The organism is Hymenobacter armeniacus (assembly GCF_014699055.1).
Taxonomy (GTDB): domain Bacteria; phylum Bacteroidota; class Bacteroidia; order Cytophagales; family Hymenobacteraceae; genus Hymenobacter; species Hymenobacter armeniacus.
Genome location: NZ_JACXAC010000002.1, coordinates 827,772 through 839,653 on the forward strand (window position 1 = coordinate 827,772; position 11,882 = coordinate 839,653).

At 63.5% G+C, this 11,882-nt stretch carries 9 protein-coding genes; 3 read left to right on the forward strand and 6 right to left on the reverse strand.

Annotated features, from left to right (window positions below; translation table 11 throughout):
• Positions 1–14: 14 nt before the first annotated feature.
• From IC234_RS07945 to rhaM, 3 genes are read left to right on the forward strand one after another with little or no spacing between them, the layout of a single operon-like run.
• A complete protein-coding gene (locus IC234_RS07945) occupies positions 15–1,364 on the forward strand; it encodes a glycoside hydrolase family 88/105 protein (RefSeq protein ID WP_223827535.1) in 1,350 nt (449 codons plus the stop codon).
• A gap of 30 nt (positions 1,365–1,394) precedes the next feature.
• Positions 1,395–4,235: a glycosyl hydrolase gene (locus IC234_RS07950; protein WP_190923308.1), complete on the forward strand. Its 2,841-nt coding sequence runs from the start codon at positions 1,395–1,397 to the stop codon at positions 4,233–4,235.
• Between the two features lie 7 nt (positions 4,236–4,242).
• Entirely contained in the window at positions 4,243–4,557 is a 315-nt protein-coding gene (gene rhaM, locus IC234_RS07955; protein ID WP_190923309.1) for an L-rhamnose mutarotase, read from the forward strand.
• Positions 4,558–4,973: 416 nt separating this feature from the next.
• On the opposite strand, the gene IC234_RS07960 is transcribed toward rhaM, so the two are convergent.
• The 6 genes from IC234_RS07960 to IC234_RS07985 all read right to left on the reverse strand — a co-directional run bounded on the left by IC234_RS07960 (position 4,974) and on the right by IC234_RS07985 (position 11,748).
• Positions 4,974–5,540 (reverse strand): LutC/YkgG family protein, encoded by a 567-nt coding sequence (locus tag IC234_RS07960; protein WP_190923310.1) that lies wholly within the window; start codon positions 5,538–5,540, stop codon positions 4,974–4,976.
• On the reverse strand, positions 5,537–6,934 hold the full coding sequence (locus IC234_RS07965) for a lactate utilization protein B (protein ID WP_190923311.1): 1,398 nt from the start codon (positions 6,932–6,934) through the stop codon (positions 5,537–5,539). The genes IC234_RS07960 and IC234_RS07965 overlap by 4 nt, the downstream gene beginning before the upstream one ends.
• Entirely contained in the window at positions 6,931–7,671 is a 741-nt protein-coding gene (locus IC234_RS07970) for a (Fe-S)-binding protein (protein ID WP_190923312.1), read from the reverse strand. The genes IC234_RS07965 and IC234_RS07970 overlap by 4 nt, the downstream gene beginning before the upstream one ends.
• A 163-nt stretch (positions 7,672–7,834) precedes the next feature.
• On the reverse strand, positions 7,835–9,220 hold the full coding sequence (locus tag IC234_RS07975) for an FGGY-family carbohydrate kinase (protein WP_190923313.1): 1,386 nt from the start codon (positions 9,218–9,220) through the stop codon (positions 7,835–7,837).
• Positions 9,217–10,497: a TIM barrel protein gene (locus IC234_RS07980; protein ID WP_190923314.1), complete on the reverse strand. Its 1,281-nt coding sequence runs from the start codon at positions 10,495–10,497 to the stop codon at positions 9,217–9,219. Before IC234_RS07980 ends, IC234_RS07975 begins: the two co-directional genes overlap by 4 nt.
• Before the next feature lie 240 nt (positions 10,498–10,737).
• A complete protein-coding gene (locus IC234_RS07985; RefSeq protein WP_190923315.1) occupies positions 10,738–11,748 on the reverse strand; it encodes a GntR family transcriptional regulator in 1,011 nt (336 codons plus the stop codon).
• Between the last annotated feature and the right edge of the window lie 134 nt (positions 11,749–11,882).

The following is an 11,882-nucleotide window of genomic DNA, read 5'->3' on the forward strand; positions in this document are numbered from 1 at the left end:
ACAGCAACCACCCCATGAAACGCTCCCTCGCCCTTCTTCTCCTGGCCTCGCTCGGCGCCCACGCGCAGGCCCCCAAATGGCCCGCCATCACCCAGCAAACCAAGCCCTGGACGCGCTGGTGGTGGGAGGGCAGCGCCGTGAACAAAGCCGACCTCACGCACTTGCTCACCGAGTACCAGAAGGCGGGCCTGGGCGGCATGGAAATCACGACCATCTACGGCGTGAAGGGCACCGAGAGTCAGTTCATCAACTTCTTGTCGCCGAAGTGGATGGACATGCTCTCGCACACCCTCACCGAAGCGGGCCGCCTGGGCCTGGGCATCGACATGGCCCAGGCCTCGGGCTGGCCCTTCGGCGGGCCCTGGGTGACGCCGGCCGACGCCTCCAAATACGTGACCTACAAAACCCGCCCCAGCCACATCTGGACGCGCGGCGTGTACTATGAAGGCCTGATGGCCCTGTACCGCACCGACCAGCAAAAGCGCTACTACGACTACGCCGTGGACTGGGGCCAGAAGCACCAATGGGGCATTCGCAACGGCGTGACCGACCGCAACGCCGACAACCAGTGCGCCGGCCAAACCTACCTGGAGCTCTACCAGATTGACCCCAAGCCCGAGCGCCTGCACGACATCAAAGCCGCCGTGGACAACATGGTGGCCAGCGACAAAGTGGACGACTGGAACTGGATTGACGCCCTGCAAATGGCCATGCCGGTGTTTGCCAAGCTGGCTGTCATCACCAAAGACAACGCCTACTACGAGAAGATGTACGCCGTCTACAACTTCTCGAAAACCCAGCACGGCGGCAACGGCCTCTACAACCCGCAAGACAAGCTGTGGTGGCGCGACAAAGACTTTGTGCCCCCTTACAAAGAGCCTAACGGCGAAGACTGCTACTGGAGCCGCGGCAACGGCTGGGTGGTGGCTGCCATGGTGCGCGTGCTGGAAGTGATGCCCAAAGACGCCCCCCACCGCGCCGAATACGAGCAGATGTACCTGGCCATGATGCAGGCCCTGCCGCCCCTGCAGCGCCCCGACGGCTTCTGGAACGTGAGCCTGCACGACCCCACGCACTTTGGCGGCAAGGAAATGACGGGCACCGCCCTCTTCACCTACGGCATGGCCTGGGGCCTGAACAACGGCCTGCTCGACAAAAAGCAGTACGAGCCCATCATCGCCAAAGCCTGGCAGGGCATGGTGAAAGACTGCATCCACCAAGACGGCTTTTTGGGCTACGTGCAGGGCACCGGCAAGGAACCCAAAGACAGCCAGCCCGTGAGCTACACCAGCAAGCCCGACTTTGAGGACTACGGCCTCGGCTGCTTTCTGCTGGCCGGGAGCGAAGTTTACAAGCTGAAGTAACGACTGGCGCCCCGCCACAGCAACCACCCCATGAAACGCTCCCTCGCCCTTCTTCTCCTGGCCTCGCTCGGCGCCCACGCGCAGGCCCCCAAATGGCCCGCCATCACCCAGCAAACCAAGCCCTGGACGCGCTGGTGGTGGGAGGGCAGCGCCGTGAACAAAGCCGACCTCACGCACTTGCTCACCGAGTACCAGAAGGCGGGCCTGGGCGGCATGGAAATCACGACCATCTACGGCGTGAAGGGCACCGAGAGTCAGTTCATCAACTTCTTGTCGCCGAAGTGGATGGACATGCTCTCGCACACCCTCACCGAAGCGGGCCGCCTGGGCCTGGGCATCGACATGGCCCAGGCCTCGGGCTGGCCCTTCGGCGGGCCCTGGGTGACGCCGGCCGACGCCTCCAAATACGTGACCTACAAAACCTTCGAGGTGAAAGGCGGCGCCAGCCTGGCCGAGCCGGTCACGTTCCTGCAGAAACCCATTGCCAACGCCGTGGGCCACAAGGTGGACCTCAAGCAGCTGTCGGACCCCGTGGCCACCAACAAAAACCTGCAAACCCTGGCCCTCGACCAGGTGCGCTACGAGAAGCTTATCCCGCTGCAAGCCCTCATCGCCTATTCTGACAAGGGCGCCACCGAAGACCTGACCAGCAAAGTCGACGCCAAGGGCAAGCTAGCTTGGACGGCCCCGGCCGGCTCCAGCTGGACGCTGTACGCCCTGTTCCAAGGCGGGCACGGCAAGCAGGTGGAGCGCGCCGGCCCCGGCGGCGAGGGCGACGTCATCGACCACCTTTCCAAAACGGCCACCGACCATTACCTGGCGCATTTCGACAAGGCTTTTGCGGGGCACAACGTCAAGCCCATTCGCGCCTTTTTTAACGACTCCTACGAGGTGGACGACGCCCAGGGCGAGGCCAACTGGACGCCGCTGATGTTCTCGGAATTCAGCCGGCGGCGGGGCTACGACTTGCGCCAGCACCTGCCTGCCCTGTTTGGCAAAGCCACGGAGGACGAAAACCAGCGCGTGCTCACCGACTACCGCGAAACCATCTCGGAGCTGCTGCTCGAAAACTACACCAAAACCTGGGGCGCCTGGGCCAAAACCCACGACGCCCTGATTCGGAACCAGGCCCACGGCTCGCCGGCCAACATTCTGGATTTGTACGCCGCCACCGACATACCCGAAACGGAAGGGGAGAACCTCACGCGCATCAAGTTTGCGTCGTCGGCCGCCCACGTCACGGGCAAGCCGCTGACGTCGGCCGAGACGGCGACCTGGGAGAATGACCATTTCCTGAGCAAGCTCTCGGACGTGAAAAAGGCCATCGACCGCATGCTGCTCGGCGGCGTCAACCACGTGTTTTACCACGGCACGGCCTATTCCCCGCAGGCGGCCAAGTGGCCCGGCTGGCTGTTCTACGCCGCCGTGGAGTTTAACCCGCAAAACCCGTTCTGGACGGATTTCGGCAAGCTGAACCACTACACCGCCCGCTGCCAATCGTTCCTGCAGGCGGGCCAGCCCGACAACGACGTGCTGCTGTACTTGCCGCAATCCGACGCCTACACCCGGCCCGGCAAGGTGCTGCTGCAGCACTTCGACGGCATCGAGCACGGCTTCAAAGGCCTCCCTGTGGAGGCGACCAGCGAGCTGCTGCTGGCCAAAGGCTACGGCTACGACTTCATTTCCGACAAGCAGGTGCTGGGCCTGAAAAACGAGGGCGCCGCCCTGGCCACCGGCGGCACCAGCTACCAGACGCTGCTGGTGCCCGACGCCCACCTCATGCCGTTGCTTACCCTGGAGCAGCTGTTGCGCCTGGCCACCAACGGCGCCACCATCCTGCTGCAAAACCAAGCCCCGGCCGACGTGCCCGGCTACGGCAACCTGGAAAACCGGCGCGTCAATTTTCAGAAGCTCGTGGCGCAGTTCAAGTTCAAAGACGGCAAGGACGGCGTGCGCCAGGCCACCGTGGGCAAGGGCCGCGTGCTGCTGGGCGCCGACGTGAACACGCTGCTGGCCCAGGCCGGCGTGAAGCGCGAAACCCTGGTCGACGAAGGCCTGCAGTTCATCCGGCGGCGCCACGCTGGGGGGCACACCTACTTCCTGGCCAACTGGGGCGAGAAGCCCGTGGCCGCCTGGGTGCCCCTGGCGACGGCCGCCAAATCGGCCGCCCTCTACAACCCCATGACCGAGCAAACCGGCATGGCCTCGCTGCGCACCACCACGCAGGGCCTGGCCGAAGCCTACGTGCAGCTGGCCCCCGGCGAAACCTGCCTGCTCGACACCAACGAGGGCGCCGCCACCGGCCCGGCTTACCCTTACATGACCCTGGCGGCCGCGCCCCAGCCGCTCTCTGCGCCCTGGGAGCTGAGTTTCCTTTCGGGCGGCCCGGAGCTGCCGGCCAAGCAGCAGGTGCGCGAGCTGGCCTCCTGGACCACCCTGGCCGGCGAGGCGGGCAAGAAGTTTTCGGGCACGGCCGCCTACACCACCACTTTCGCCATGCCGCAGGGCACCGCCGACGGCTGGCTGCTCGACCTGGGCCGCGTGGCCCAAAGCGCCCGCGTGCAGCTCAACGGCCAGCCGGTAGGCACGCTGCTGGGGCCCGTGTACCAAGTGTACCTACCCAAGTATCAGCTCAAGGCCAACAACACGCTCACCGTGACCGTGAGCAACCTGATGGCCAACCGCATCATCGACCTGGACCGCAACCACGTCGACTGGAAGATTTTCTACAACACCAACATGCCCGCCAAGCTCAAGGAAAACCGCGGCGCCGACGGCCTCTTCACCGCCGAGAAGTGGGCGCCGCTGGAATCCGGCCTGCTGGGCCCGGTCACCCTCACGCCGGCGTCGGTAGGCGCTCCGGTTCAATAATTTTTTTATGGAAGAAGTAGCCTTCACCATGAAGCTGAAACCCGGCGTGGCCGCCGAGTACAAGCGCCGCCACGACGAAATCTGGCCCGAGCTCACGGCCCTGCTGCACGAGGCCGGCATTCGGGATTATTCCATTTACCTCGACGCGGCCAGCGGCACCCTGTTTGCGGTGCAGAAGCGCGTGCCCGGCCACACCACCGACCTGTTGCCGACCACCGAAACCATGCAGCGCTGGTGGGCCTACATGGGCGACCTGATGGACACCAATCCCGACAACTCGCCGGTGGTGCAGCCGCTGGCGCGCGTGTTTCACCAGGCCTAAGCGGGCAGCAGCAAAAGGCGGTTAGTATTCACTCACCAGATTTTTCCCATAGCAGGAGGGTGCGGGAAGGTTTCGGCCGGGCAAGGCGACAGCTTTGTAAGGTGAGTTACTTACAACCTGACTGGCGCGCAGCAGGATGGTAAAAGATTGGGTGGGAGTCCTCTTTCATCTGTCTCTGCGGCGCGCCATGTCAGTGTTGCCAGCCCAATGGCCCCGTGGGTTTCAGGCCGGTCGCAGTCACGGCAGCCGCCTTGATGGTCGCCGCCGGGTTCGCCTTACGGGCCCCGCGAAAGCCAAAATGCCTGCGCCCCCATCAATGTTTAAAAGGACAAAGTGAGTTTAAGTGAAACAATAAACGACGAAGAGGCGGCCTCCACTGGGGGCCGCTTCTTTTTTGTCGAAACGCTGCTTCGTTCTCAATACAGCAGCACCACGAGGCTGCGCGCGCCGTGGGCCCCAATCACGAGCGACTGCTCGATGTCAGCCGTTTTGGAAGGCCCCGCCACGAATTTGCCGTAGCCGCCCGTGTGGGGCAGCAGCGCGTAGGCCTGGTGCATGGTGGCTACAATGCGGCGCTGGTCAAGCACCAGCGCCAGGTGCTGCGTGACGGTGGGCAAGGCCCGGTGCAGCATGTTGGCCTCGGGCAGCCAGATGGCGCCGTTCTCCGCTACCCCGATTTCGCCGGGCAGCACGGCCAGGTCGATGGCGGCCAGGATGCCGGTGGGCGTCTGCGCATCGACGGGCACGGTGCCGCGGAAGAGGGGCGAGGCCGTGTTTTGAGCGTCGGGAAACAGCTTCTGCAGCGTGGGCACGAGGCTGGCCAAGCCGTCGAGCCACACCACGGTGCCCCCAATGCCGGCCAGCACCGTCGTGAACCGCTCGGCGGTGGCGTCGCCGCCAAACAGCGGCACCGTCGGCAGCGGCAGCTCTTCGGGCTTGTTGGCCTGGGCGGCGGCTAAAATGCGGTCGCGGGATGCACTCATGCCGGTACCTGGGGGGTAGGTTGCGAGGTAGGCTGGGGCTGCTGGGCGTACCACTCGCGGAAGCTGTACTTGGGGGGCGTGGGCAGCTCGCGGGCCACGGCCCAGGCGTTGAAGGAAGGGGCGTGGGTGAGGCCGTGCGGCAGCAGGCGCAACGCCCGGCGCGCAAACTGCCCGCCCAGGCCATACACGCGGGTGCTGGCCAGCACCCGGCCCATGAACTTCATGCCCCACTTTTTGGAGGCCGGAATCTCGTTGGCCTCGCCCAGCACTTGGCGCCACTTGTAGAGCTGGGTGTGAATGTCGATTTTTACGGGGCACACATCGGTGCAGGAGCCGCACAGCGTGCTGGCAAACGGCAGCGATGCGTGCTTTTTCATGTCGATGTTCGGCGACAAAATGGCGCCGATGGGGCCGGGTACCGTGAAATCGTAGCTGTGGCCGCCGCTGCGCCGGTACACCGGGCAGGTGTTCATGCAGGCGCCGCAGCGAATACACTTCAGCGAAGCCCGAAAGTCAGGACGGCCCAGCTGCTGGGTGCGGCCGTTGTCGACGATGACGATGTGCATCTCGCGGCCCGGCAGCGGCTTGGTGAAGTGCGAGGTGTAGGTGGTGACGGGCTGGCCGGTCGCACTCCGCGCCAGCAGCCGCGTAAACACGCCCAAATCGCTCAGGCGCGGGATGATTTTCTCGATGCCCATGGCCGCGATGTGCACCTTGGCCAGGTTCACGCCCAGGTCGGCGTTGCCTTCGTTGGTGCACACCACCACCGCGCCGGTTTCGGCAATGGCGAAGTTGACGCCCGAAATGGCCACTTCGCCCGCCAGAAATTTGGCCCGCAAGTGCTGGCGCGCGGCCTCCGTCAGGCGCTGCGGGTCGCTTTCGCCCTTGGTGGTGCCGAGGTGGGTGTGGAAGGTGTCGCCCACGTCCTCCTTTTTGAGGTGGATGGCCGGCAGCACAATGTGGCTCGGCGCCTCGTCGCGAAACTGAATAATCCGCTCGCCCAGGTCGGTGTCCACCACTTCCACCCCGTTCTGTAGCAGATACGGATTGAGGTGGCATTCCTCGGTGAGCATCGACTTGCTTTTCACGACGCGCGTGGCGCCCTGCTTGCGGATAATGTCGAGGATAATGGCGTTGTGCTCGGCCGCATCAGCGGCCCAGTGCACGAACACGCCATTGGCCTGCGCAGCCGCCTCAAATTCCCGCAAATACAGGTCGAGTCGGCTCAGGGTGTGGTTCTTGATTTGGGAAGCCAGCTCGCGCAGCTCCTGAAACTCGGGCACGGCGTACACGGCTTTGTCGCGCTTCTCGCGCACAAACCACAGGGTCTCGTCGTGCCAGGTGGTGCGGTCAGCATCCAGCAAAAACTTGTCGGCGCGAATGGCGTGGTTCATGACGTTACTCCGTTTAAGATTTCGGCGGCGTGCATCACCTTGATGGGCATCTTGGCCCGACGCACGATGCCTTCCAGGTGCATCAGGCACGACATGTCGCTGCCGGTGAGCACCTGTGTGCCGTTGCGCACGTGGTCGGCCACGCGGTCCTGGCCCATGCGGGCCGAGATGCCCGCCTCGCTCACGCAGAACGTGCCGCCGAAGCCGCAACACTCGTCGTTGCGGTTCAGATTAGTTAGCTCAATGCCGTCCAGGGAGCGCAGCAGGCGGCTGAGCTGGCCGTCGCGCACCGGGGTCATTTCCGATTCGTTGGCCTGGTGCAGGCCGCGCTGGCCGTGGCAGCTCAGGTGCAGGCCCACTTTGTGCGGGAAGGCACCGGGCAGGCTTTCCACTTTCAGCACGGTGCTGATGAAGTCAATCAGGTCGTAGGCCGCGCCGCGCACGTGCTGCACCTCCGCGGTCTGGTCGAGCTTGTCGAAATGCTTGCGCACGTGGTACACGCAGCTGCCCGAAGGCGCCACCACGTAGTCGTAATCCTGAAACGTGTCGACGAAGTGCTTGTAGATGGGCAGGGCGTCGCGCTCGCAGCCGCTGTTGGCCAGCGGCTGGCCGCAGCAGGTTTGCTGGGCCGGGAAGTGCGCTTGCACGCCCAGCTTTTCCAGCAGCTGCAGCGTCGCAATTCCAACCTGGGGGTAGAACTGGTCGATGTAGCAGGGGACGAAGAGGGCAACTTTCATTCTGGTTTTTCTGGCGTGTACGGGTGGGTGCAGGCGTGGCGCCTCACCCCCTGACTCCCTCTCCCAAGGGAGAGGGGGCACCGGTTACGCGTGGGCGTCAGGCTCCCCTCTCCCTTGGGAGAGGGGCCGGAGGTGAGGCGGCCGTTTACGCCGTTAATTCAATCTAGCTCGCCCGGTTCTGCGCAATCACCATCGGCATCTCGTCCTCATCGGTGAACAGCGGCTGGGTTTTCTTCAGCGCCTCGCCCTGCTCCAGGTGCACCAGGGCGCCCAAAGCGGTGGCCTGCGGCACTTCCAATGTGCGGATTTCGGCTTTGGGGAAGTTCCAGCTCAGCGTTTGCATGAAAAGCGGGTTGCGGGCAAAACCACCGTCCACGAAGATGGTTTTCTCGCCTTGCCACACCAAATGGATGGACTCAAGCAGGATGTTAATCAAGCCGTGCATGAGGTGCTGGTAGGCATCCGACGCGGTGCGGAAACCGCTCAGGTCCCACTCGCCGGCTGGCTCGTCGGGGAAAGGGCCGGTGCCGGCCATGCAGCCGGGCTTGAAGTCGGCCGAGGTTTCGTCGTAGGGCCGGGCCAGCACGATGGAACGATAAAAGTCCGGCTTCACGTGGAAGTGCGCGGCAATGCGCTCCACCTGGAAGTCGTGCTCGCGGCCCAGGAACACGCGGGCGGCGCGGGTGGCTTCGCCGCGCGGCGTCATGAAGCTGAGGCAGTCGCGGCGCAGCAGCTCCGGCGTGAGCGGCTGGCTGTTGAACGGGTTGATGGTGACCGACCAGGTACCCGTCGAGACCAGCACGAACGGCTCATCGTTTTGCGCCAGATAAGGCATCACCGCCGAAGTGCTGTCGTGCAGGCCCACGCCCACCAGGATGCCATCCACCACCGAGGCGATGGAGTCGCGCGTGAGCGGCGCCAGCTTCTCGTCGATGCCCTCGCGGCGCACCCACTCGTGGTACTCGCCGCGCTGGTAGTCCCACAGGTTGGTGTGGCAGCCCACGGAGGTGTAGTCGCTGAATTTCTCGCCCGAAATCAGGTAGGAGAGGTAGTTGGGCAGGTGCAGCGAGGTGTGCACCTTGGCGTACTGCTCCGGCTTGGCGTATTTCAGCCAATACAGCTGCAGGCCCGAGTTCAGCATGCCCAGTTGCGGCGAGCAAGTATCGGCCGCAAATTCTTCCTTCGACTGGCCCAGCTGCGCATAAAACTGCGCCTCAATCTCGGCCGGAATGGGCTTGAGGTAGTTGTAGAGCGGCAGCACGGGCTCGCCGTCGGCGCCGAGGTGCACGAAGCTGGCCCCGTAGGCCGTGAAATTCACGCCCTTCACGCTGTAGTGCGGGTGCTGGCGGAGCTGGCGCCAATGGGCCAGCACCCACTCCGTGAGGCGGGGCAGGTGGTCGCACACGAAGCCGTCGTCGTCGAGCACGTCGGTGCACACGTGCAGCTCCTCGTCAATAATCTGCTGGTCCTCGTCGAAAAGAATCAGCTTCTTGTTGGTCTTGCCGATGTCGAATACGGCGTACACCGACTTTTTCATGTTCTTTTTCATAGCCCGGTCGATACGCTGTGCTTGCCGCGCTGGCTGATGAGCTGCTCGCGCACGCCGGCGGCACGGTAGGCCGCAATGGGCTTGATGGCGCCCCCGGCGCGCAGGTAGGCTTCCGACACCAGCGGGCGCACGTCGGTGAGGAAGGCGTCGCGCAGGATTTCTTCGGCGCGCACCACGTCGTTGGCTTCCTGTGCTTCGGCCAGGGCCTCGCGGTCCACGAGCAGGGCCTTGGCGTAGGCCGAAAGAATGTTCTCGACCGATTGCAGCAGGTCTTCGAGCGGGTCTTTCACGTTGTGGCTGGCGTCAATCATGTAAGCCACCGCTTCGGCGGGCACCGAGTGGTCGAGGGCGGCGTCCACCAGCTCGTTGAAAATCAGGAACAGCTGGAAAGGCTTGATGCTGCCGGTGGTCAGGTCGTCGTCGCCGTACATCGAGCCGTTGAAGTGGAAGCCCCCGAGGCGACCAAACTGCCGCAGGCGGCCCACAATCTGCTCGATGTTGGTGTTGGGCAGGTGGTGGCCCAGGTCCACGAGCACCTGCGCCTGCTGGCCCAGCGCCTGGCACAAGGCCAGCGAGGTGCCCCAGTCCGGAATCACCATCGAGTAGAAGTTGGGTTCGTAGGGCTTGTACTCCACCAGCATGGTCCAGTCCGAAGGCATGGCCTCGTAGATGGCCGCCAGCGACTCCTGGGTGCGCGAGAAAGCGCGGCGCAGGTGCTGCTGGCCCGGGAAGTTGGAGCCGTCGGCCAGCCACACGGTCAGCGTTTTGGCGTCGAGGTCGCGGCCGTGGCGCACGCAGTCGATGTTGTGCTGAATGGCCTGCTCGCGCACGGCCTTATCGGTGTTGCTGAGGGAGCCGTATTTGTAGGTCTGGGCTTGGTCTTTCTGGTCCTGAAATGTGTTGGAGTTTACCGAGTCAATCACCAGGCCCTGCTCTTTTAGCAGCTGCTTGAGGCCGGGAATGTCCTGCGGAATGTCCCAGGGAATGTGCAGGGAGATGGAGTTCGACGAGCGGTTGAGGGCCTGCAGAATGCCCACGTCGCTGATTTTCTGTTCCAGCGTGCTCGGCTCGCCGCCCAGCGCGAAGCGGCCGAAGCGGGTGCCGCCCGTGCCCAGCGCCCAGCTCGGAATGGCTACCTGAAAATCAATCAGCTTTTGCACCACGGCCTGGATGTCGGCCTGGCGCAGGCGGGGCGAGTCGGCGAGGTGCTGAAATTGCGTGTGGTGCTCGGCCAGCAGCGGCTGGTTGAGTTCGGCTAGGCGTTGGTCAGAGAACATAAGGCCGTTGAAGAAGTAAGTCTGGTGTCGGATGGGTACAACAAATTACCCGTTTCCCTTCGCCGCAACTGTTCTGGGCTCTCCTGTTTTGTGCCGGAAACCTGACGTCGGGCGCCTCACCCCCGGCCCCTCTCCCAAGGGAGAGGGGAGCCATGGCGGCTGGAACATAACCTTTCGTCCAGAATCGTCAATCTTCAGGCTCCCCTCTCCCTTGGGAGAGGGGCCGGGGGTGAGGCGCTTCTACAGCGACCCGCGCCGGATGGTGTAGAACGGGTTCTTCACTTTCACCCGCTTCTTCTCCAGCAGCAGCGTGGCGGCGGTGCGGCCCATGGCCTCGAAATCGGTGGTAATTACCGTCATGTTCAGCAGCTCCTTCAGGGGCGTTTCGTTGAAGGAAATGATGCCCACTTCGCGGCCCAGCAGGTAGCTGGTCTGGCGGATTTTCTTCACCAGCTCCACCAGGTCGGTTTCGCGGATGACGACGTAGGCCGTGCCGGCCTGCACCACCTCGTTCATGGCGTTTTCCACCACCGAAAATTCCTTGTTGCGCATCAGGCAGAAGGAACGGAAACCCCACGGCAATTCCTCGGGGTGGTTGGCGTCGGAGGGCAGCACCAGCACCAGGCGCGAGTATTTTTCCAGCAGGTCCTCGGCGTTTTCCAGCGCCCCGAAAATGTCCTTGTCGAAGTCCTGAAACACGCGCAGGCAGTCGTGGGTGAGCTCCGGAATGTCTTTGTCGAGCAGCACCAGTTCCTGCGAGGGAATGGTGTTGAGAATGGCCCGCGACAGCGACTTATCGGTATCCAGCGTGAAGTGCGGCATCACCACGTAGTAGTTGTACTTGCCGAGGTTCTTCTCAATGATTTCCTGAAACAGGTTCACGTTGTAGTGGTGAATCTGCAGGTCGACGGTGGCGCGGTCGCCGAGGGTTTCGAGGAAGGCGTAGTAGATGATTTTCTTATAGGAGCTCAGCTTGTTGAACACCAGCAGAATCTTCAGCTTCGAGGTGTCGCTGGCTTCCACGTAGTAGCCTTTGCCCTGCACCGAGGTGATGAAACCCCGCTCGCGCAGCTCGCGGTAGGCTTTTTCCACGGTGTCGCGGGCCAGGTAGTGCTCCACGCTCAGCTCGCTGATGCTGGGCAGGTGGTCGCCGTTTTTCAGCACGCCGCGCTCAATGTCCATGATGACCGACTGCACAATCTGCTTGTACTTCGGCGTTTTATCGAGGGGCTTAAGTTGGAGTTGGTACATGCCGGAGTGGTGGGCAAGGGCGGTGAACTCGGGCCGCTTACCACCGGGAAACCCGGCGGGAGGCGGCGAAATTCAGTTGCGCAAAAGGAAAGGTTGGAAAAGGAAAGCAACGCGGGGCGTTACTCAAATGTAGC

Excerpts from the sequence above, each read along its gene's own strand:
- IC234_RS07950 (WP_190923308.1), top strand. The coding sequence starts at position 1,395 with ATGAAACGCTCCCTCGCCCTTCTTCTCCTGGCCTCGCTCGGCGCCCAC.
- IC234_RS07970 (WP_190923312.1), bottom strand. The coding sequence starts at position 7,671 with ATGAAAGTTGCCCTCTTCGTCCCCTGCTACATCGACCAGTTCTACCCC.
- IC234_RS07960 (WP_190923310.1), bottom strand. The coding sequence starts at position 5,540 with ATGAGTGCATCCCGCGACCGCATTTTAGCCGCCGCCCAGGCCAACAAG.
- IC234_RS07980 (WP_190923314.1), bottom strand. The coding sequence starts at position 10,497 with ATGTTCTCTGACCAACGCCTAGCCGAACTCAACCAGCCGCTGCTGGCC.
- rhaM (WP_190923309.1), top strand. The coding sequence starts at position 4,243 with ATGGAAGAAGTAGCCTTCACCATGAAGCTGAAACCCGGCGTGGCCGCC.
- IC234_RS07985 (WP_190923315.1), bottom strand. The coding sequence starts at position 11,748 with ATGTACCAACTCCAACTTAAGCCCCTCGATAAAACGCCGAAGTACAAG.
- IC234_RS07975 (WP_190923313.1), bottom strand. The coding sequence starts at position 9,220 with ATGAAAAAGAACATGAAAAAGTCGGTGTACGCCGTATTCGACATCGGC.
- IC234_RS07945 (WP_223827535.1), top strand. The coding sequence starts at position 15 with ATGAAACGCTCCCTCGCCCTTCTTCTCCTGGCCTCGCTCGGCGCCCAC.
- IC234_RS07965 (WP_190923311.1), bottom strand. The coding sequence starts at position 6,934 with ATGAACCACGCCATTCGCGCCGACAAGTTTTTGCTGGATGCTGACCGC.